This window comes from Granulosicoccus sp. 3-233 (assembly GCF_052681095.1).
In genome coordinates, this window is the sequence record NZ_JBQYLE010000026.1 from 1 (window position 1) to 20664 (window position 20664).

The window sequence follows — 20664 nt, forward strand, 5'->3', positions numbered from 1 at the left end:
TCTACGAGAAGCTCAACGCCATCTCGTTGATAAGTGATTGATATTGCTCATACGATTTGCTCGCCGGGAATTGCTGGGTTTCAGTTAGTCTAAATTCAATATTTGGTATGAATAACTTCTCGCCTGATGGAAAGTGTTTTTTGTATGCTGAGACAACCGTATGATATCCATCAAAACTGAAATAATCGGTTATTCCAAATGCTTGTACTTTAGAATTCTCTAATTCATTCACAAACGACTTTAGATTTTCATCGTTCGGCTCGCCGTATCCGTTAGATAGCTTTGTTCCAGGAGCATGAATATGTAAGTCCCACCTCCGCCAGGTTGATCCGTTTAACCCGTGCTTACTGTTCATTCTATGTTTTCCTTGGTTAGCAAATTCTCAATATATCCTTCGTGCATCTTTTATTTTTCTTATTATTTATTCCGCAATCGCTCGTCTGAGCGTATTGCGATGAACGCCTAACACGGACGCCATGCCCGCGATGGTTTCTTCACCTGATGCGATTTGACGTTTAGCGTGGCTTATCTGTTCGCGTGATAGTGATGTTGGGCGGCCTATGTGCTTGCCGCGCCGACGTGCGGCTACCATACCCGCTGTTGTGCGTTCGCTGATAAGGTCGCGCTCGAATTCTGCCAGGGCGGCCATGATGTGAAAGACAAGCTTGCCGCCTGTTGTGGTCGTGTCGATGCCGTCCTGTAGAGCGACAAAGCCACGCCCTTCCCTGCCGTACTCGGCAATGAGGTCAGCCAGGAAGCCAAGAGAGCGCCCTAGACGGTCTAGCTTCCAGACAATGAGGGTATCGCCTTCCTCAACGCTTCCCAAGGCTTGCGAGAGGCCGTCGCGCTCGATGGCAGCACCTGAGACACCTTGGTCGGTGAAGATCTCATCGCACCCCGCCGCCTTGAGCGCATCCAGTTGCAGATCAAGATTCTGTTCGCGGGTAGATACCCGTGCATATCCGATTTTTCGATCCTTTTTCATGCAATCTTTTTGCACTACCCTTTTGCATCGGTCAAGTCTTTTATTTTTCAAGGAGTTACAAGTTCGAGTTTGACCGCACCAAAAGCCACCCCTTTCGGTGCTGATTGTCGAGTGAATATTCTCATGTAATAGACGGAAAGGGGGATAGCTGAGGTTTATACATCGATTATCGGCACGTCACGGATATGGCATCCTGTGCGGATTATCAATCCTATGGCAATGAACGCAGTTGGTGACATTCATTTGGCCCGTTGAACGACTGGTAATCCATTGGCTTATCCTCTTCGCGTTGTACTTAAAACCATACCCTGCGATGATTGGCGAGCCCCCTGTCGGGCGCCTCGCCTAGACAACTGAACCTCCCCAGCACTTGCGGACAATCAATTAAGCAGTATGCGCCAACTCATAATTAACCGGACTTGTATTTCCGATTGACGTGTGAAGGCGAGTTCTATTGTAGTCTGTTTCGATGTACTCGAAAACAACTTCTCTCATCGATTCCCGTGTTGGGAACTGTTCACCATGTACCGCCTCTACCTTCAACGTATGGAAGAAGCTCTCTGAACAGGCGTTGTCGTAGCAGTCACCTTTCTTGCTCATGCTGGATCGTATGTGATTCTCCTTGAGCAGCTCTTGGAAGCGATTGGAGCAGTACTGGCTTCCTCTGTCGGTGTGCATGATGACGCCCTTGAAATCCGTGCGCTGGTCGATTGCCATCTGCATGGCATCTATCGCCAACTCCTTGGTCATCCGCTTGTTCATTGACCAGCCGATGACTTTCCGTGAGAATAGATCCAGGACGACAGCCAGATACAGCCAGCCTTCATCGGTCCACAGGTAGGTGATATCACCGGCCCACTTTTCATTGATCCTTGTGCAGGTGAAATCCTGTTCGAGCAGATTCGGTGATACCGGCAGATTGTGGTTCGAGTTGGTGGTTGCTTTGAACTTGCGCCCAGCCTTTGCTACAAGCCCCTGACGAGCCATACTCGCTGCCACGGTGTTAAGCGCTACGGGAAACCCGGATTCGTTCAGATCTGCATGCAGGCGAGGCGAGCCGTAACGTTGCTTTCGAGCTTCAAAGGCAATTTTGACCGCCTGATCAATCACCTCAGATCTCTCATTGCGCTTAAGAGGTTTACCCTGCCTGTTTTTCCAGTCATAGTAGCCGCTGGTGGAGACTGACAGCCACTGACATTGCTTTACCACAGGAGCCTTGGATGGGCCTGATTGGATGAACGCGTACTTCACTTCTGCTGCCTCGCAAAGTACGCGCTGGCTTTTTTTAGGAATTCGTTCTCCTGCTTTTTCTCGGCCAACTCCTGCTTCAACCTCGCGTTCTCATCCATGAGCCGAGTCTCAGCGTCAGAGCGCGTTTCGTTAACTCTGATCTTGTTGCGCCAAGAGTAGATCTGCGTGGTCTGTATGCCCAACTGCCGGGCGGCCTCAGTCACACCGACCGTATCAGAGAGCTTCACAGCGTCTCTCTTGTACTCATCCGAACGTACAATGCGTTGCGGCTTCTTCGAATTCTTTCGTGTTGTCATGGAACACCTCAGTTGCGATATTATCGCTTAACTGGCTGTCCGTTGGTACAGGGGAGGATCAAACAATGTATTCGTGGCCATTCTACACTGATTCGATCGGACCTCGCTTTGGCGCGGTCTCTTAGCTTGCTTTTGCCGGGTTTTCTGGTTGTTCAATTTTCTCCCAGTAAGCAGGTGACGACTGGGTATAGTTCTTCACACGTTCCTTCAGGCTTGCCATGACTTCATCACCGCTGATGCACTCACCTTTATCAATCTGAGCGATGCCTTCATCTAATCGTTTTTTCAACAATGCCAACTTGACATCAGGATGTTGTTGCAACTCCTGAACCTCTTGCATCAGCACAAAGATGGCTTCAGCGGGGTCGATAAAGACCCCGCGTTCTACAAGTTCCAGTATCCATGTGGCTTGTGATGGCACAAGGAACGCATCAAAGCGCAGACCGCTCTCGGCTGCTTGTGTTTTGAGTGCTTGCGCTTGTGCGATACGCATCTGAGCAGTCTCGTCACTCTCCATCCAATGCTTGTTCTCTTCGCTCATTGGCATCACCCATGATGGTTTCATAGTCTTCACCACCGTAGAAGATATTGAGGATGGTGACCTTCAGTTGTGATTCGTCTACTTCAAATGCGGCCACTGCATTTTTATCAATGGCAAGAATGCGTAAGTTTGCACGGAGATCGTCGCGTTTGTGACCTCGAATCGGTGCGCGTTCAAGCAAGTAGCATTTCTCGCGTAGTTTTTCGATGTAATTCCAAGCGATCTCAGGATATCCGCTTTCATCGACAATGAAACGGTAGATACTCGCCAGGTCAGCTATTGCATCAGGCGTGAGAGATACGTCATAGGTTTCCATCGTCCCCCGCCACCTGTTGTTGATGCATTGCTCCGAGACGTTCGAAAGCGTCTTTTATGGGCACAGGTGCGCCACTATTTGCTGAACGCTCCAGTCGTGCACGGACTCTTTTGAGCGCTGCCTTTTTTCTTTCTTGCTCATGGCGAACCAAGTCGCGCATGTACTCACTCACATTGTCATATTTGCCTGTTTCGATTTGAGCGTTGACGAAATCGCTCATATCGTCAGGCATGCTGATTGTCAAACGTGCCATTGTTCTTCCTTTCCGAAAAAGTATGAAATATTCATACTTCTATCATAGCGACAGATGTGCCAGAGTCAATGGAGAACAGCGAATCCAGCATCGGTATCCGCGGGTTGCCGAACACGCCTCGAGAGATGCTGAAGGCATGCTGACGGGAGTCGTCCTCGTCCGCGCAAGGGAGGGCGGCAGGGGAAATCCTGTGCATGGTGAATTTCAGCCTCTTGATGAGAGACAGCGCGTTTCCAATGACAGTTGGTCGTCTCCGCGACCATTTGTTCGCCCCGCCGTGTCCAATGCCGAACCACATCAGAAACCTGTGTACGGTCAACCACATTCCGCAGTTATCCACAGGGTTATCCCGACAAACGGTGGATAACTCCTCGTGATGGTCCTCATCACCTTGCAATCGCGACAAGAGACGTCACCAACCGATCAGACACTATCGGTGTCGTTCCCGTCGGGCGCATCCGGGTCGCGGGATGGTTCGGTAATCTGTTTCAGAAGGCTGGCAATCAATGCATCCTTGTCGGCAAGTCGCGACGCCATCATCGTCTGAAGCTCCTCCCTTTCCCGTTGCTCAGCTGTGCGCTGCGCGTTTAGTGCCGACAACTGAACTTCCGTGCTTGCCAGTGCTGTTTGCGCCTTGTCGATACGCACTGACAGACTGTCGTTGAGGGTGGCCAGGTTGGCGTTCTCCCGCTGCCGTGCCTCGAGCTCGCTGCGCTGTTCTGTCAGGCTTGCTCGCGCCTCTGACGCCGCCTCATTGAGCGCATCCACACGCTGTTCATGGGCGGTGCGCAGTTCAGTCATCTCGCGGTGCAGTGTCTCGCTCAATGCCTCGGTTTGATGACGGATGTTGTCCAGTTCAACCCGCAATGCGTCGCGCTCGGCCAGCGCCTCATCACGCAACTGCTGCCGCTCGGTGGCCAGCGCCTGTGCCGCCTCCCGTTGCGTGTCCGTCCGGGTATGCGCCAGGCGTTCCTGTTCCAGCGCCGCGGCGGCTTGCTCTCGTCCGGCCTGTTCGCTGGCAAGGGCTTTTTCCAGACCGACCACCTTGGTCTGTGCCGCCTGCAGGTGCTCCTGCGTGCGCGCCGTTGCTGCTTCTGCCTGTGTGCGAGCCGCCTGCTCTGCTTTCAGATCCCGCTCGAACTGTTGCCGGGCGTCATTGACCACGCGATCGGCTTCCAGACCCAAAGCCCGCCACAGCGACTCGATCGCCTCGGTCACGGCCGCGTTAAGTGGCTCGGTCAGTGCACTGCCCGGCGCCTCGCCCGCCTCGGCCTCCAGTTCGCGCAGCAGGGGCCCCACCTGGGAAAAGCTGCCGCCGCCCAGGTGCTTGATCACCGCGCGTTGGGAGGCCTTGTGCCCCTGCGCCAGCAACGCCTCTCGGGCACGGGCGACGGAGTCACGGGTAATCAGCGGTGTGTCCACCATGGAAATTTCCTCGGAAATGGCGTGCGTCGCCGGCAACTGCCGCACCGTTCGGCGCTGGTAGCGGGTTTCTGGCGGTCATTAAAGCGAATGTTCAAGCGATCATCAATGTAGCATTATTGCTACGTGTAGCGCTATTGATACTTATAACATACGAGAAGTTTACCTTCTCAGGTGTTATATTGACGGTACATTCCCGCCGTCATGGAATCACGATGTCGACATTGCCCGAGCCCTCTACTGAGGCCTTGTTCGTTCTTGAAGACCAGACCTCACCAGCGTTGACATCCGCGCTGGCCTCAGCCCGTGACTATGCGGCAGCGAGTCGTAGCGACGCCACCTGGCGTGCCTACCAGCACGATTGGCAGCGCTTTGCCAGCTGGTGCGCTGCCGTCGGCCAGCCCGCCCTGCCTGCCGACGCCAGTACGATCTGCGCGTTTCTGGCAATAGAAGCAGACGCCGGCTTGGCCGCTGCCACCCTCTCCCGCCGTTTGGCGGCCATTCGGGTTGTGCATCAGGGCAATCAGCAGATATCGCACCACGATGCTCCGGCTGTTCGTGAGGTCATGCGCGGCATCCGCAACCGGCAGAAAGGTCGCCCTTCGCCCAAAAAAGCGCCGCTGATGGATACCGATCTGACCTTGCTGGTCGACACCCTGGATGTGACCACGCTGGCAGGCGCGCGGGATCGTGCCCTGCTGCTCATCGGCTTCGCCGCCGCGTTGCGACGCTCGGAACTCGTCGGCATCGATATCGAGCATCTCACCTTCCGTCCTGAAGGTCTGACACTGACGATTCCGTTTTCCAAAACCGATCAGGCAGGCAATGGAGCTGAACTTGCCGTGCCAGCGATTCCACTGTCGCACTACTGCCCGGTGGCTGCCCTGAAGTCCTGGCTTGCTGTAGCTGGAATCACTGAAGGGGCTGTATTCAGGCGGATGCGACGCGGTCCGCGTGTTGGTCAGGATCGACTGTCAGACAGCACGGTCGCCATGCTCATCAAACAGTGTGCACGGGACGCCGGTCACGAGAATGTGTCGATGTTCGCCGGGCACAGCCTGCGACGCGGCTTTATCACCACGGCCGCGAGAAACCGGGCCGATGTCTTTTCGATTGCTGCCCAGTCGCGACATCGGTCGCTCGATACCGTGCGTGAATACGTGGACGCAGAGACGCGGTTTGATGATCACCCGGGATTGGCGATGTTTCAGGCATGAAACGCGACTCGATGGATCACCGTGGGCGTGAATGTCTACCAACTGACAAGCTTGGGTAACGGCTCATGACAGGTGAAAAATTCGCTGGATATTTGATCACTTCTGCACAGATATCAGCTTTGGATCAAAATCGGGAATAGTGCCTTGAAATATATGTGAACACTGCACTAGCTAAACCCGGTGGCTTCGGATTCCCGCTGTAGTCGGGACTTCGGCCATACGGCCGACCCTTGCTCTCTCCCTGCATCACGTTGAATTCATCATCGGGTTCGAGAGGCTTCTGATTCTTGATGTATTCCTTCCACATCTGGTCCGTTACGTTTCCGCTGCTACAAACCCAGTACCCCCGAGCCCGTACGTGCTGGCCCCAGTATCGCTTCTTCAATATTGCAAACTCCGAGAGCAATCTATGCGAACTTTTTCCCTTCATGAACTGAACTGCCTGTGAAACCGACAGCTGCGGCGGTATTGAGATCAGAACGTGGGCATGGTCTCGGTTGATAGATCTCACGTGGATCACCATCTCCTGGCTCTGTGCTAGCTCCCTCAACAACTCGCGTGTCCGAAGCTCAACATCACCCGCCAGCACCTGGTACCGGTATTTCGCGGTCCAGACGATGCAATACTTGACGTCTCACACAGTGTGCCCCCCTCGTTTGTTGTTCTCTTGTTTTCCTGGTTCTCCTGGTTCTCATGGCTACACCACTACGCTTCTGCACAGCACTGCCCTCACACCAAAGACGTGGGGTTTACTGACCCCTATCGTGGACTCTAAACACGATCGATGGATCAGCAGCGGGAACCCAACCCAGCAGAACTGCTGCACCGAACGCGGCCGATTCACTGCCGCCATCCGGTAAGTCGTCTGCAGATCGTTCTGCCAAGGCTGCGTTCATCATCAAATGGGTGGCATCGGTGATGCAGATTCTGGGCTACACTGCGATCGGTTTTGATTTGACACCCTGGAATGCCTACCTTTTTCTGGGTGGCGTGGGAGGCTGGCTTATCGTGGGTGTGCTGTGGAATGATCGCGGGCTCATGCTGATTCACGCTGTAGCGCTGGTTGTTGACTTGTCGAGTCCCTGATTGAAATCAGAGCCAATAGCTGGGGTTGCTGGCCTGCATCGGCAAACCAGCAACAAAGCAACAAAGCCTGAGCTGTGACTACGGTTCTCCGGGCGGCTGTATCTCTCTTTGCAGTCGCTCATGCAGTTCCGATTTACCATCATCGATGGGCTATGTTTCCGGGTGGGAGGCAAAGCGCATATCTATACAGGCTCAAGCGATCTCAGAACGCAACCTTATCGGCACCCTTCAGTTCGAGCAGCGCGCGGGCTTCGGCGGGCGATGCGATCTCCAGTCCCAGTCCTTCGATGACCTGTCGTGCAGCCACTACTTGTTCGGCACTACTTGTCGCCAGACGACCGGGACCGGCCCAGATCGAATCCTCCAGGCCCACCCGCACGTGACCGCCCATGGCGGCCGACATGGCAGCGATTGGTAACTGGTTGCGGCCCGCGCCCAGAACTGACCAGCGGTAGGAGCCCTCGCCAAACAGACGGTCGGCGGTGCGCTTCATATGCAACACATCATCGGAATGTGCGCCGATACCGCCCAGGAGCCCAAAGACGGTCTGGATAAACAGCGGTCCTTTGACCAGGCCTGCATCCACGAAGTGCTTGAGGTTATACAAATGGGCCGTGTCATAGCATTCGAATTCGAATCTTGTGCCATTGGCGCCCAAGGTACTGAGGATATACTCGATATCCTCGAACGTATTACGGAACAGGATGCCCTTGTTGCCGAGATAGTCCTTTTCCCACTGGTGTTTCAGCTTTCCTTCAAAGCGTTCGAGCATCGGAAACAGGCCGAAATTCATCGAGCCCATGTTCAATGACGCAAGCTCCGGCTTCCATTGTTCGGCAGGACGAACCCGGTCCTGGATACTCATGGTGGGGGCACCGCCGGTGGTAATGTTGACCACGCAATCCGAACGCTGCTTGATGACATCCAGAAACGGCTTGAAGGCTTCTGCGCTCTGGTCGGGGCGACCATCCTCGGGATCGCGAGCGTGCAGATGCACGATGGCTGCACCGGCTTCAGCCGCGCCAATCGCAGCTTCTGCGATTTCATCAGCCTTGACGGGCAGATACTCCGACATGGACGGCGTATGAATTGCGCCGGTGACAGCACAAGTGATGATCACCTTACGTGTGGTGGCCATTTTTACAGTTCTCCTGGGGTTATTCGTTGTTGCGCAGAAATCGGTCCAGCTCAGCCAGTCGCGAATCCCGCTGGCGACTGAGCTCCTCCACCTGGTCAGGTGTGGGCAGTTCAGCAGCGACGATATCTGCAGCGCGTTCGGTGAAAGCCTCCCCGCGTGCGGCGCTGTCGCTCAGCCGTGTCATCGTGGGGCCGTAGCGGTCGAGATAATCCTTCACCCCTCCCGGCGCATTCAGGTTGATGGTCGCCATAGGTCCCAGCAGCGTCCAGCGTCGGCCCAGCCCATGGCAGATGGTGTCATCCAGACCCTTTGGGGACACGACTCCCTGCTCGATCAGCCGGAGTGATTCGGCAATCACAACGGCTTGCAAGCGGTTCAGCACGAAGCCATCGATCTCACGGTTGAGGCGTACTGGTACTTGCCCTACTGCGAGCATGAGCGCTTCCGCACGGTCCATGACCACAGCGGCAGTGTCGGGGCCGGGGCATAGCTCGACCACTGGAATGACATGGGGTGGGTTCACGGGATGCGCCACAAGGATGCGTGAGCGGTTTGGCAGGCCTTCGGCGAAGCTTGAGGCAACCAGTGCCGAGCTGGATGAGGCAAGGATCGTTTCAAGTCCAGCGAGGCGATCAAGTTCGGCATATATTTCGCGCTTGATCTGCAGATTCTCGGGGCCATTTTCCTGAACCCACTCCACGCCCTCAACAGCGCTGGCCATGTCTGCACTGATCGCTACCTGCGCAAGTACGGATGGATCGTCGCCACTGATCTGGCAAGCTTCAGCCAGGGCATCGAGTGCCTTGGCTCGCACTTCAGGGTCGGGGTCCCATAGCTGTACTTTGCAGCCTGCTCGCGCAAAAACCAATGCCCAGGCACGGCCAATAAGGCCACCGCCGATAACGGAAATTCGTCGTGTCACTTGTTGTTCCTCTTGCTACGGAGAGCAGGCTGTTCCTCTTCTGTCTCCCCATTGGGCAGCGTATGCCGCAAGGCGCTGGCTGCCTCCTGGATATCGCGAACGATGGCCTCTTGCAACGCTACGGGATCCCTGTCTCGCAGAGCCTGCAATGCAGCGGTATGGCTGACCATTGATTGGTTGAGGTGCGTTGGCACTGCCACAGTTGCATGGAAAAGCGGCCCCACACGCAGCCACAGCCCCTCAATCTGACTCATCAGGATTGGCCGATCAGCTGCGCGGTAGATCAGTGAATGAAAACGCCAGTTGTTTTCCAGATAGGTGTCGACATCACCGTTTTCAGCGGCTATCTCCATCAGACCGTAGGCGTTCTCGATGACGCGCATCTGGGACGATCCGATTTGCTTGATCGCCTGAACTGCTGCGAAACCCTCGAGATTGATGCGGATATCCCGGATATCCATCAATTCCGCATCCGTCAGGATGGGGACGCGCAGCACACGGTTACCGCCAAAGACCTCCAGCCCTCCATCGCCCTCGAGTCGCCGCAATGCCTCGCGTACAGGTGTGACACTGACATTCAGAATCGAGGCGACCTTGCGCAAGCTGATCTCCTCACCGGGGCGCAAATGGCCACTGATCAGGGCATGGCGAAGTTTTTCATAAACCAGCGACTGTGCCGTCGCTCCCTCTTGCAGAAGAAGAGGTCCCAGCCGCGCCCAGCTGTTGCCTTGATTGCTCTCGCTCACAGATCACCTTTCATCAGAAAATTGTCCAATATGCTCAATTCGTGATCTCACCTGAGATTGTCTCCGTGTCTCTGAAACACAGGATAAATGATATAGCACTGCAATAACAGCGCAAAAAATGATTTATTGACAAGTATTGACGAGTTTTCTGACGGCAATGTATAGTAAGTGTGATCACACTTTAGGGTGTGACCGTGTGGCTGTCACCTGAAGGAGACAGAAAAATTTTCAAAGGACAAATATAAAATGCGCAACTTTATCTTTGCTGCCGCGACTGCAAGCTGTCTCATGGCCAGCTCCGTCGTCGCACAGGAAACGAAAGTATTTGACGTAAGTCTGCCACTGGGAGCTGAGTCGCATCATGCGGTTGGCATCCTGAAATTCGGTGAGGAGCTGGAGAGATTATCCGAAGGGCGTTTCAGCATTCGCCCGCACTATGACAATGCCCTGGGCGGTGAACGTGAAGTCGTTGAGGGAATGAGCTTCGGTCTGATCGACATGGGGATTTCATCAACGGGGCCAATGGGTGGCTTTGTTGATGACTTCATGTTGTTCGACCTGCCCTACATCTTCACCAACCCTGCGCACGTCTATGGCTTTCTGGATGGTGAATATGGAGGCGCATTGGCGCAGAAGCTGGAAGAACAGATAGATGTCAAGATCCTCGGTTGGATGGAAAACGGGTTTCGCCACAACACCAACAACGTACGTGCATTGAATTCACCCGACGATCTGGCTGGAATCCGGCACCGCACGCAGGAAAGTCGTGTGCAGGTCGATACCTGGACCGCACTGGGAGCTGATGCCTCGCCGATGGCCTGGACCGAAGTCTTCACAGCGCTTCAACAGGGCGTCATGGATAGTCAGGAGAACCCGATTCCGACAATTTATGACGTCAAGTTCTATGAGGTACAGAAGTATCTGAACCTTACGGGTCACGTCTATTCCCCAGCGCCTTTGATGATAGGTGCGACGCTGTTCAACTCCCTGTCGGAACAGGATCAGGCGATCATGCTCGAGGCCGCCAGTACTGCCGTACCAGTGCAGCGTGAAGCATCACAGCGTATGGAGCAGGAGCTTATCGACAAACTGGAAGAACTGGGAATGGTCGTCACTCGTCCTGATCTCGCAGCTTTTCGACAGCGCGTACAGCCCGTAATCGATGAGTGGAAGGAGACTGTTGGCACCGAACTGGTTGATGCAGCGGTCAATTTCGAGCCCTGAAAGCACTTTCGATGGCGCGGTCCCTGGCAGATAGCCAGGGGCCGCCATTTTCAAGACCCGGGAGATTCACATGCAAGTGGTATTACGCAAGTTGATACAAGGCGTGGATTGCATCAATTGGCTGTGCGGGTGGCTATTGGCCACCTTACTGCTGGTGATGACAGTGCTGATCAGTTGGCAGGTTTTCGCGCGCTATGTAATGGGAAATTCATTGACCTTCTCTGAGGAAGTCGCCCGATTCTCGTTAGTCTGGATGACCATGCTAGGGGCGGCCTATGCCTATCGACATGGCTCGCTGATCGCTGTCGACATACTGTCCGGGGTTGCGGGTGGGCGGATAGGGAGAAGTCTACGTCTGATCGTTGCGGTGGCGTCTTGTATCTTCGCCTGGGTCTTGTTGCAAGAGGGATTCTCGATCACGGAACGTGTTGTCACACAGACTGCTCCCAGTACTCGAGTTTCGATGGCCTGGCTTTACGCGGCAGTACCAGCAGGCGCTGCGATGATATTCATGAACTCCCTGGTCATCATCGCCGAAAATTTTTCCGGAAAAAAGGATTAGGTCATGGCTCTGCTGCTTTTTGGTTCTCTGCTTCTGCTCCTTTTTGTCGGCGTGCCTGTGACCTTTGCGCTTGGGCTCGCCGCTATCGCCAGTATCTGGGCGGGAGATGTCATGCCGATGCTGATCGTCCCGCAAGAGATGATCCGCTCGATCAATTCATTTCCACTACTGGCCATACCGTTTTTCATTCTCGCCGGTGATCTGATGCAGAGCGGCGGCATCTCACATCGCCTGATAGAATTCTCACGTACGCTCGTCGGTAGTATGAACGGCGGACTGGCCATGGTGGCCATAGTGACGTCGGCCTTTTTTGCTGCAATCTCCGGGTCAGGTGCAGCCACTACCGCGGCTGTTGGAGCCATCCTGATTCCGGCGATGGTCGCCCAGGGTTACAAGGCTTCGTATGCGTCAGCCAATCAAGCCGCATCTGGCGCTCTGGGAGTCATCATTCCTCCTAGTATTCCGCTGATCCTGTATGCCATTGCTGCAAACCAGTCTGTGGGGGATATGTTTGCAGCAGGTTTCTTGCCTGGATTCGTGGTCGTAGGCTCCTTGATGATCTACGCCTATTTCCATGCGCTGAAAAATCCCACGGCCCGTGACGAGCCTGCAAGCCTTGCCGACATATTTCGAGCAGGCAGGAAGGCCATTCTTGCATTACTGATGCCCGGACTGATTCTTGGTGGAATCTATGGCGGTATTGTCACACCGACAGAGGCGGCGGTCATCGCTGTCGTCTATTCGTTTATCGTTGGCGCAATCATCTATCGGGAACTGCCTCTGCGAGATATTCCGGACATCTTGCGCAGATCCGCGATCACCTCGGCTGTGGTTGTCAGCATCATAGCCACCGCGGGGCTATACGGACGCATCATCCTCAAGTTGGACGTCCCGGCACTCATATCCGGGTTGGTGATAAGCCTCATCGAAAGCCCTTGGCTGTTTGTCATACTGGTGAACGTTCTGCTGCTTTTTGTGGGCATGTTTCTTGAAGCCGCCGCAGCCATTCTGATATTCACTCCTATCCTGTTACCGATCGCGCTTGAATTCGGCATTGATCCGATCCATTTCGGAATCATCATGGTCGTGAATCTTGCCATGGGTATGTTTACACCACCCGTCGGGCTGAACTTGTTTATCGCCTCGCAGATTTCACGAATATCGATCGCTCAACTGACGCGAGCGATATTACCCTTTGTCGCGCTTATGCTTGTGACGCTGATGATCATCAGCTTCGTCCCCTGGTTGTCGCTGGCGCTTACTGGCCGTTGACGCAACAGGCCGCTCTGTTTCAATTTCTCATAGAAGGAAGACTTTGCATGAATCTATCAATTGAAGGTGTTCGCGTTATCGTAACCGCGGGCGCAGGTGGCATTGGGCGCGCGATTGTCGATAGCTTCCGAGAGGCGGGCGCACGGGTTGCTACCTGTGATATTGACGAAGCGGCTCTTGCTGCACTGCCCGATGACGTCATTCGACAGAAGGTGGATGTTGCGGATAGCAAGGCCCTATCGCAGTTTGTCGACACTTCTGTAGAGCAGCTTGGCGGTCTCGATTGTCTTGTCAATAATGCCGGGATTGCCGGACCAACCGGACATATTGAAGATCTGGAGGTCGAAGTGATCGAGCAGTGTCTATCCATCTGCCTCACCAGTCAATTCGTGACCATCGGCCGCGCCGTGCCTCACTTGCGACGGAGCAAGAATCCGTCGATTGTCAACATATCCTCGCTGGCTGGCCGACTGGGATTCAAGCTTCGCAGCCCCTATGCAGCGGCCAAATGGGGTGTTATCGGTTTGACTAAATCCATGGCCATTGAGCTAGGCCCGGACAAGATTCGTGTCAATGCAGTTCTACCAGGAATAGTCTCAGGTGATCGTCAGCGCAGGGTGCTGGAAGCACGAGCGCAGGCACAAGGCATCAGTTTCGAGGATGCGGAGCGCGAGGCGTTTTCGTTTACTTCGATCAATGACTATGTCACGCCACAACAGATTGCCGATCAGGTCGTTTTCCTGGCCAGCCCCCGCAGCAGCTCGGTGTCGGGACAATCGCTTTCGGTTTGTGGTGACACGGGTATGCTCGGTTGAGTCAGGAGTTGTAATAGTAACAATGCAGGTTCAGGAAAAAGGCTCTCTGCTTGTCAAATTGGCATCATTTCGCGCACAACATGACGCCGGATTCATCCTGCAAATGGAATGGACTTCACCCAGTTTCATAGACACCTGAATAAGTTGACTTTGCCATCTTTGTATTATTTTTTCGATAGTCAACAGGACTGCAGTACCCATTGCTTGAGTGCAGCCAGATCCGATTGAAGAACACTCCCACATCTTCGAATGGGTACGTCCACTGGCGCTTGATGCGCATCAAGCGCGCTTTGGTGCTTTTCGGCTACTGGGCCGCCGGCTCACTGTTTTCCTTGAGTGAGATCACTCAGGCCATGACGAATCGGCGGAACGGATCGTTCAAGGTATAGAGAGTCAGATACTGACAAGTGTCAGATTTTTCACGAATGTCAGCCGTACTTCATCAAGCGATGGAGGTGCCTGGCATCACGATGAATTCTGACAGATCATGTTGTTGCGTTTATACCAACAAACTGACTCTGCTAGTCGCTCCCCAGGCTGGCAAGCAGATTCGCTACCGCGGTGGCGATTGACGTGCCATCGGCACCATCGGGATCTGCTGTGGCAGCATGGTCCTCGGGTGTGTCGGTCATATCGTCAGGACCTGGCCACACCGCCGAGATGAGACCCGCGCCGTCCTGAGCCAGCAGATCTGCAATGAGCTGAAAGGACGATCGCAGACCAGTGAGCCGGACCCACTCAGCCCCTGATGCTACTGTCGGGTCGGCGGGATCCATCCCCAATTTGCGCAACATCAACTCGCGGCGGAACTCTTGCAGTCGGACAGCGTACCCGTCACTCAAAGCGTATGGCACGGAGACGATGTCGGCAGCTCCATCGAAGGTCATGCCTCTTCTGCGTATGTGGCTTGAACCAACGAGTGCCCAACAGTCGTCGACGATCACGGTGGTACTTCGGACTTTGGCGTGACGACCAGGAAACCCCAATGGATGAAAGGCCACGACGCGCTCAGGGTGGTCCTGTTGCAGCATGTCAAGCGCCTCGTTGCGCGCCGCAAGTGTGTGTCTGGTCCAATTACCAAAGTGTGGGTCGAAGTCTCCCTCACGTGGGACACATACAATCACTCGCAGACTTGGCTGCTCTGTCATGCGGTTCGCCAACACCTCGATGAGGTCGATTTCGTGGTCTGCCGGAGACCCGGTCGGCCTTGCTGTACGAGCAAGTTGAGGCGACTCGATGTAGACCAACTCTCGGGCCTGACCCAGCGATCTGCGTAGCGACCAGAGAGTGTCGCGGACGCCATGACGGGCGTGGTAGAACTCGCGAACCATCTCGTTGGTCAGCCGGTCCTCGTTGCCCACCGTGAAAATATCATCTTGGGGCGTGAGTCCCATTGCTGTCATGATTGATCCGACCACCGCGTCCTGAAAAGTGATTTCGTCATCGGGTAAATCGAACTGTGTCGCCGCCAATTCAGGCGTCTCGGTGAAGGCTGCCACGGTTTTCAAAAACGCTCCCGCAGCGCCGTCAGGGCTCGTACTCGCACCGGCGTCGGCTACACTCGGCTCGTTGAAGTTGTTTCCGGCCTGCAGCACCATCGAGCCCGGTGTAACACCGGGAGGTGTTCCCGTTGGTAGCGGTACAATCGGCTGTACCCGACGTGCCGAATGGCGTGCTGCGTCGAGCGCAAGGTCACCACTGACCCTGACCCCGGCAACATGGGTGTCCGGCCCAGCGGGATGTCCGGGATTGCCGGACCGATGCAGGGTCGAGAGCGAGTCTGCGGCGATGCGACCTCCACTGACGACGGCGCTCCAGGAGAGCACCCCATTTGCGCCCCCGTCGGCTATGCCACTCACGGCCACCGTTTCGTGCCGGCCCTGGGTCGGCAGACGTGGTCCATCTCGGGGCGTGGTTTCACTCGACAGGCTGCGAATGAGTTCAATCACATCCGCAGGAGACGGGTTGGCAGGAAGGTTGATGTCGATGGGCGGGTGATCGAGACCGAAAAGCGGCTCTTGGGCAATACCAACAAACCAGCCAGCACCGGGGGCCAGGAGAGCATCGATGATAGTCTGGCCCCCGGGTGTGAACGAGTCTGGCGGGGTGCTCTGTGCTACGTCACCGACAACGACGGTGTTGTTTCCGAAGAGTTGACGCTGAGCACCTCGTGGCGTTATGACGATGTCAAATCTCAGCATCGCGGCTGCAGGCCGAGGTTGGCCTTCAAGCAATTGCAAGGGATTTGGCAGGAAGATCGCGGTGGCCAATCCGGCTGCGCCGATGGCGGAACCGCCGTCGCCTCGCAGGAACGATGGCGCTGACCCAATTGATTCGATGACGACAAATTGCTGGGGATAGACCCGCACGTGAGCACCATCAGGCACGATACCGGCAGGAATCGTCACCACCATATCGGGGGCTTCGGCATCTGCACCGAACCAGTCAGCGGTAACCCCTGCCATCGCACCTACTGCCATGCCAGCTGCGCCGTTCACCACCGGGAACTGCGGCCAGCGGCCTGACTGATCGGCAGCGGCGGGCACAGCCAGACCGGTCTGGACAGTCGGACTGACAAGAAGCACCATTGAATTGGCACCAACCGGCGCGGTGCGGCTGAGCACTTGCACACAGTGCGACATGACTGCGATCCCATCGCTCAGATACTCAACGGTGACATCCTTGCGCACCCGCGGTTGGTGGAAGGGAACGATCGTGCCATCGTCAGGAGGGATATCAGCGATGGGCGCATCTGCACCCGAGCGGTTTCCCAGGAGGTGCCATGGCAAATCGACAGCGGTGAGTCGAATGAAGCGCCTGACAAGTGCTGGTGCACCCGTTTCCGCCAATGGCGGTGGTGTCAAAGGATTGCGTGCGAGCTGTCCCTGCTGGGACCATCCCCACAGCAGTCGCGACCCGATCAGGTCGTCATTGTCGGGATCATCGTCCTCATTGACCGCATCCGCGTTGTCGTCGGCCACGGTCGCTTGTAGCGATTGTCCATCCTGAATCTCGATCAGTCCACCGTTGAGCGTACCGTCGGTGGCCCCCCCGACCGACCGGATAGATCGATCAGACACTATGGGCGCAAAAGCGGCTCCATGTGGTGTCACGACATGCACGGTCGTTCCCGCCGTAGTCAGCAAACTGATCTCGTTGAGCCCGCCGTCTGCACCAACGCCACCCTGGTTTGGCGCATTGTCCGACAGCGCCAGCAAGGCCGGAAACGCGCCGACCAGGTCGGCGTACATGGCGGCGACTGCGGTGGCATCGACGACCAAACCTCGACCATCGTGGAATGAGACGACGCCACCGATGTCAAGCGCGTCACCGGGCTCCCACCACTGGGGTGACTGGGGATCACCGAATGGATCGAGCGCGTTGTTCGGGGTGACGGTCAGATTCCGCACCACCATCTGGGTGGCGACCGAGTCCACGAATGGTTCGCTTCCATCACCGTAACGATTGGCTGCGATGGTCCGAAGTCTGGCTGCCGCCTGTGGGTGCAGGCGAATTCGCACGATGACGCCAGGTACCGTATCACCACTCACATCGAAGACGTCGCGTGGGGAGTCGGTGGCGATCGTCTCTAGAATCCCCAGAAACGGCACTAACAGCGTCGTGTTTCCGCCCGAGTCGAGCGTAAGTTCTGACGATGAAAAAGAGAATTGGTTAGCGAATTCCGACCACACCGGACTAAGCTGCGGGATCGTGAGCCCAAGGGCGGTTATTCCGTCGTTCTGCAACGCCTGCGTCGCAGCTCCTGGTGTGAGTTGGGTTACCGGCAACATAAGACTCAAACCTCCTGGAGATCGTCGGCGTCGAAGCTTGCAGTGGCTTCGCTGCTTCGCCCGATCGGATCCCGCAGATGTACCTGCATCGAAAGCGCAGCTTCGCTGTCTGGGCGGCGAACAATGGCGCGGTACGTCTGTACACCGTCGTCATCCGGATCACCGTCGCGCCACCAGAGACTCGGCGGGCCTGCTGTATCATCCGATCCGTTTGCTTGTTCCCAGCGTTGCAGCGCCACTTCCTGAGATGGAGCAACACTTTCCAGCGCAAGCTCGTCGACCAACACTGGTTCCGGGAATTGCGCCGCTCGCACATCGATCGACATTCGGTGCGGCCCGAGGGGTGTCGATGCGATCGGTGCAGGGCTTGACCAGGATAGGAACACGATCAACTGTCCCCCTGCCCCTTGACTGATTGCCAGTGAGGACAGCTCGGGCGGGCCCGGTGGCGGGATGACGATCGATCGAGCCGGCGACGGTTCGCTACGTGCGGCAAGCAGCCCACGCTCAGGATCGCCGTCGGACCAGGCGATCGCTCGATACCAGATATTCCTCCATGACCCATCCGGATCGTCGCGGCCCTGCATGTTGATGATCGACGCTGGAGCACCGTTCTGGCTGGCTCGTTCAACTGTCCAACCGTTGGCCGAGGTATTGACGTCGGCAATGGGTGGCCCCATCGAGTCAACCACTCGGGCTGCGCTGTCAACTCGGGTGCGATAAAGCACCACCCGCTGGGTTCGGTGGCCCAACTGCGGACTCACTGCGATTTCCGCGATTGGGACCGCGTCTGGCCCAGCGCCCACAAAAGCCCGGGACACTTCAAGAACTGGCGGCTGTGGTTTCGCGATCCGGGGCACGGCAACGGCGATCAATCGATCGGCGGCCTCGCTGCCGGTTGGCCACTCCGACGGGACTCCTGCCGCGGTCTGGGCAAGCACTGTGAAGTAATGAATCTCGGTGGAGCCACGAGGAAGTGTCAAATCGAGCGACGTGACAGTGACCAACTCGGCGATGCGGCGGGTAAAGGCATTGCGAGAAGGCCGATCAAGCAGGGCTGCCTCGACCTCGTCACGGCGCGCGCTCAGCGTCGCTTCGATAGAGCGTTCGTCGAGACCGAGTTGGGTACGCAGCGTCGTCTCGCTGGACTCATAGATGATGTAGCCAGCGGCATTGGGTACCGCTGGCCACGACACACGGACATGACACTCCCCGCTTGCATCGGGCAGGCTGGCTAGCTGCACATGGTCTACCTCGATGTGAGGCGGTCGCGGATCCGAGACTGAACTGAGGTGCGGCTCCAATGGCCAGGGACCGATTCGGCCTGGGGACATACGCTCGACTGCCCGAGCCCAGAGGGCGAGCCCGATGTGAGTCGTGTTATCAAAATCCAGACTCAAATCGTCAATGGTCATCCGGTATCGACGAACGCCTTCGCCCTGGGCAGGACCAAAGGCCACGAAATCATCGCCTGCTTCGTTGAGCGCAACGATGGAGGCACCTTGCGCCGTGGTCTGATTTCCGGCAAACAGCACCTCGATCGGCGCATCGTTTCCACCAAGGCTTCGAGGGAACACATCAGTCGGCACATCTGACTCGGGGCTGTCGCTACGTTCGTCTTGAGCGTACAAATGGCTGCGAAACGAGATCGATCGCGGCGTGCGCAGCGACCAGTCCCACGCGAAGTCTATGACCAGCGTTCCGGGACATGGGCCGCTGGACACCGGGGATGCGTCGAGCCGGGCATCCAGTATAATGACCCGGTCGGGATTGGGTTCGGTGAGTTCAACCGTTGTCGCGCTCCAGTTTCCCCACAAACCGAAGATGGTTTGTGTGACCGCGGCGTAATACATCTCCTGGCGACTGTTTTGATCTGGCGAGTCAGACGCAGCAATTGCGACGGAGGGGTCCATGATCGACAACCGCGTTGGTTCAGGATCGTCGAGTGATCGAGTAACGCCGATCGGCAGAAAACCTCTCGGCTCGTGCGACTCGTTGAGCAGCCGACCTGGTCGCTCAGAGTCGATCCTGTTGGCAGCGGCAGCAACGCTTGCAACCCGATACAGATCGGTTTCCGGTGGATGTTCCCAGCCCATCCGAACGCTTCGCCGCCACGCTCGATCCCGGCCTGCTGGTTTCATCGCCACGGATGCTTCCGCTTCAAGGTCGAATGGCGTAGCGCCTGCGAGTGCGGGTGGCGTACGCAGGGCCAAAGCCGCCCGGGTCACTATCTCGTGAGAGGCGGGGTCCGGGCGCCAGTCTGCAGTGATCATGTAGTCGAAGGGTGTGCCGGGGCTAACACTACTTGTCGTGAGTATAGAGGGAAGCGCCGTGCCGAACCCCAGCAACAGGCTCATGATGGGATCGGTTGTCACCGAAGCGAGAAGCAATTCCAGTGGGGCGATCTCGGCGGTGGTGCTCGCCGTTGTTGCAGTCGAACCGACACTGTTCTCCGGAGGCGGAACCTGGATCGTTTCTCGATGATCCTTCATGTCGGGTGGAGCTTCGCTCATCAAACCGCGGATCAGTTGCAAGAACGAACGCGGCTCGGCTTCGGCCAGTTCCCGTAGTAGCGGACGAGGTTGCGGTACTTGATACGATGGTGCAGCGATTTCATCGGTAATTGCCGCAGGCCACCCGATGACAGGGAGTCCTCGTCGGTATCGTCGTGTCGCAGCCGTGTTGGGAGTCGTAAGTCCGCCGGTGAGCTCCGGTGCTTCTACGAGGAAACCCTGGCTGGTGCCATGCTGGCCGTGACCATCCCAGAACCCGTCAGGCCCAGGGAACCCTACACGCTCGACGGCCTGCCATCCCGAAAGATTGGCTA

General features: G+C 56.3%; 19 protein-coding genes. 6 read left to right on the forward strand and 13 right to left on the reverse strand.

The genetic code is table 11. The annotated features are described in order from the left end of the window. Nucleotide 1: 1 nt before the first annotated feature. The 7 genes from ACUNV4_RS29615 to ACUNV4_RS29645 form a co-directional block, all read right to left on the reverse strand. Complete coding sequence (locus ACUNV4_RS29615; protein WP_430882288.1) at nt 2-355, reverse strand: hypothetical protein; 354 nt, start codon at nt 353-355, stop codon at nt 2-4. 66 nt (nt 356-421) lie between these two features. After that, nucleotides 422-985 carry a recombinase family protein gene (locus ACUNV4_RS29620; RefSeq protein ID WP_430882289.1) on the reverse strand — a complete coding sequence of 188 codons (564 nt, stop codon included), beginning with the start codon at nt 983-985 and terminating at the stop codon, nt 422-424. A gap of 384 nt (nt 986-1369) precedes the next feature. Beyond that, a protein-coding gene (locus tag ACUNV4_RS29625; protein ID WP_430882290.1) for an IS3 family transposase occupies nt 1370-2532 on the reverse strand; the annotation gives its coding sequence in 2 pieces (ribosomal slippage) (nt 1370-2283 and nt 2283-2532; 1164 coding nt in all). Nucleotides 2533-2653: 121 nt separating this feature from the next. Further along, the gene (locus tag ACUNV4_RS29630) at nt 2654-3073 is read right to left on the reverse strand and encodes a hypothetical protein (RefSeq protein WP_430882291.1); all 420 of its coding nucleotides are present in this window, start codon (nt 3071-3073) and stop codon (nt 2654-2656) included. Further along, the gene (locus ACUNV4_RS29635) at nt 3039-3389 is read right to left on the reverse strand and encodes a type II toxin-antitoxin system RelE/ParE family toxin (RefSeq protein ID WP_430882292.1); all 351 of its coding nucleotides are present in this window, start codon (nt 3387-3389) and stop codon (nt 3039-3041) included. The genes ACUNV4_RS29630 and ACUNV4_RS29635 overlap by 35 nt, the downstream gene beginning before the upstream one ends. Further along, nucleotides 3376-3642 carry a ribbon-helix-helix domain-containing protein gene (locus ACUNV4_RS29640; protein WP_430882293.1) on the reverse strand — a complete coding sequence of 89 codons (267 nt, stop codon included), beginning with the start codon at nt 3640-3642 and terminating at the stop codon, nt 3376-3378. The genes ACUNV4_RS29635 and ACUNV4_RS29640 overlap by 14 nt, the downstream gene beginning before the upstream one ends. A gap of 423 nt (nt 3643-4065) precedes the next feature. Continuing rightward, nucleotides 4066-5067 (reverse strand): DNA-binding protein, encoded by a 1002-nt coding sequence (locus ACUNV4_RS29645; RefSeq protein ID WP_430882294.1) that lies wholly within the window; start codon nt 5065-5067, stop codon nt 4066-4068. A 212-nt stretch (nt 5068-5279) separates the two neighbouring features. Between ACUNV4_RS29645 and ACUNV4_RS29650 the strand changes: the two genes are divergently transcribed. After that, nucleotides 5280-6281 (forward strand): site-specific integrase, encoded by a 1002-nt coding sequence (locus tag ACUNV4_RS29650; protein WP_430882295.1) that lies wholly within the window; start codon nt 5280-5282, stop codon nt 6279-6281. Nucleotides 6282-6405: 124 nt separating this feature from the next. On the opposite strand, the gene tnpA is transcribed toward ACUNV4_RS29650, so the two are convergent. Continuing rightward, entirely contained in the window at nt 6406-6900 is a 495-nt protein-coding gene (tnpA, locus tag ACUNV4_RS29655) for an IS200/IS605 family transposase (RefSeq protein WP_430882306.1), read from the reverse strand. 224 nt (nt 6901-7124) lie between these two features. On the opposite strand from tnpA, the gene ACUNV4_RS29660 reads away from it, so the two are divergent. Further along, nucleotides 7125-7367 carry a DUF6552 family protein gene (locus tag ACUNV4_RS29660; protein WP_430882307.1) on the forward strand — a complete coding sequence of 81 codons (243 nt, stop codon included), beginning with the start codon at nt 7125-7127 and terminating at the stop codon, nt 7365-7367. 202 nt (nt 7368-7569) lie between these two features. Here the strand turns inward: ACUNV4_RS29660 and ACUNV4_RS29665 are convergent, their stop codons facing one another. Genes ACUNV4_RS29665 through ACUNV4_RS29675 form a run of 3 tightly spaced genes read right to left on the reverse strand, consistent with a single transcriptional unit; the run spans nt 7570 to nt 10173 of the window. Continuing rightward, nucleotides 7570-8505 (reverse strand): BKACE family enzyme, encoded by a 936-nt coding sequence (locus tag ACUNV4_RS29665; protein ID WP_430882296.1) that lies wholly within the window; start codon nt 8503-8505, stop codon nt 7570-7572. 19 nt (nt 8506-8524) lie between these two features. Beyond that, entirely contained in the window at nt 8525-9427 is a 903-nt protein-coding gene (locus ACUNV4_RS29670; RefSeq protein WP_430882297.1) for a 3-hydroxyacyl-CoA dehydrogenase NAD-binding domain-containing protein, read from the reverse strand. Then, entirely contained in the window at nt 9424-10173 is a 750-nt protein-coding gene (locus ACUNV4_RS29675; RefSeq protein ID WP_430882298.1) for a GntR family transcriptional regulator, read from the reverse strand. Before ACUNV4_RS29675 ends, ACUNV4_RS29670 begins: the two co-directional genes overlap by 4 nt. A 288-nt stretch (nt 10174-10461) precedes the next feature. On the opposite strand from ACUNV4_RS29675, the gene ACUNV4_RS29680 reads away from it, so the two are divergent. The 4 genes from ACUNV4_RS29680 to ACUNV4_RS29695 all read left to right on the forward strand — a co-directional run bounded on the left by ACUNV4_RS29680 (nt 10462) and on the right by ACUNV4_RS29695 (nt 14046). After that, nucleotides 10462-11397: a DctP family TRAP transporter solute-binding subunit gene (locus ACUNV4_RS29680; RefSeq protein WP_430882299.1), complete on the forward strand. Its 936-nt coding sequence runs from the start codon at nt 10462-10464 to the stop codon at nt 11395-11397. Nucleotides 11398-11473: 76 nt separating this feature from the next. Next, nucleotides 11474-11959, forward strand: a complete 486-nt coding sequence (locus ACUNV4_RS29685) for a TRAP transporter small permease (RefSeq protein WP_430882300.1) — start codon at nt 11474-11476, stop codon at nt 11957-11959. A 3-nt stretch (nt 11960-11962) separates the two neighbouring features. After that, nucleotides 11963-13231 carry a TRAP transporter large permease gene (locus ACUNV4_RS29690; RefSeq protein ID WP_430882301.1) on the forward strand — a complete coding sequence of 423 codons (1269 nt, stop codon included), beginning with the start codon at nt 11963-11965 and terminating at the stop codon, nt 13229-13231. Further along, a complete protein-coding gene (locus tag ACUNV4_RS29695; RefSeq protein ID WP_430882302.1) occupies nt 13228-14046 on the forward strand; it encodes an SDR family oxidoreductase in 819 nt (272 codons plus the stop codon). The genes ACUNV4_RS29690 and ACUNV4_RS29695 overlap by 4 nt, the downstream gene beginning before the upstream one ends. A 521-nt stretch (nt 14047-14567) precedes the next feature. On the opposite strand, the gene ACUNV4_RS29700 is transcribed toward ACUNV4_RS29695, so the two are convergent. After that, the gene (locus ACUNV4_RS29700) at nt 14568-17657 is read right to left on the reverse strand and encodes a hypothetical protein (protein WP_430882303.1); all 3090 of its coding nucleotides are present in this window, start codon (nt 17655-17657) and stop codon (nt 14568-14570) included. 185 nt (nt 17658-17842) lie between these two features. Continuing rightward, the gene (locus tag ACUNV4_RS29705) at nt 17843-20371 is read right to left on the reverse strand and encodes a hypothetical protein (RefSeq protein WP_430882304.1); all 2529 of its coding nucleotides are present in this window, start codon (nt 20369-20371) and stop codon (nt 17843-17845) included. Between the last annotated feature and the right edge of the window lie 293 nt (nt 20372-20664).

What these genes read in the sequence shown, in the direction of transcription:
- ACUNV4_RS29615 (WP_430882288.1), bottom strand. Translation starts at nt 355, where the DNA reads ATGAACAGTAAGCACGGGTTAAACGGATCAACCTGGCGGAGGTGGGAC.
- ACUNV4_RS29620 (WP_430882289.1), bottom strand. Translation starts at nt 985, where the DNA reads ATGAAAAAGGATCGAAAAATCGGATATGCACGGGTATCTACCCGCGAA.
- ACUNV4_RS29630 (WP_430882291.1), bottom strand. Translation starts at nt 3,073, where the DNA reads ATGAGCGAAGAGAACAAGCATTGGATGGAGAGTGACGAGACTGCTCAG.
- ACUNV4_RS29635 (WP_430882292.1), bottom strand. Translation starts at nt 3,389, where the DNA reads ATGGAAACCTATGACGTATCTCTCACGCCTGATGCAATAGCTGACCTG.
- ACUNV4_RS29640 (WP_430882293.1), bottom strand. Translation starts at nt 3,642, where the DNA reads ATGGCACGTTTGACAATCAGCATGCCTGACGATATGAGCGATTTCGTC.
- ACUNV4_RS29645 (WP_430882294.1), bottom strand. Translation starts at nt 5,067, where the DNA reads ATGGTGGACACACCGCTGATTACCCGTGACTCCGTCGCCCGTGCCCGA.
- ACUNV4_RS29650 (WP_430882295.1), top strand. Translation starts at nt 5,280, where the DNA reads ATGTCGACATTGCCCGAGCCCTCTACTGAGGCCTTGTTCGTTCTTGAA.
- ACUNV4_RS29665 (WP_430882296.1), bottom strand. Translation starts at nt 8,505, where the DNA reads ATGGCCACCACACGTAAGGTGATCATCACTTGTGCTGTCACCGGCGCA.
- ACUNV4_RS29680 (WP_430882299.1), top strand. Translation starts at nt 10,462, where the DNA reads ATGGCCAGCTCCGTCGTCGCACAGGAAACGAAAGTATTTGACGTAAGT.
- ACUNV4_RS29690 (WP_430882301.1), top strand. Translation starts at nt 11,963, where the DNA reads ATGGCTCTGCTGCTTTTTGGTTCTCTGCTTCTGCTCCTTTTTGTCGGC.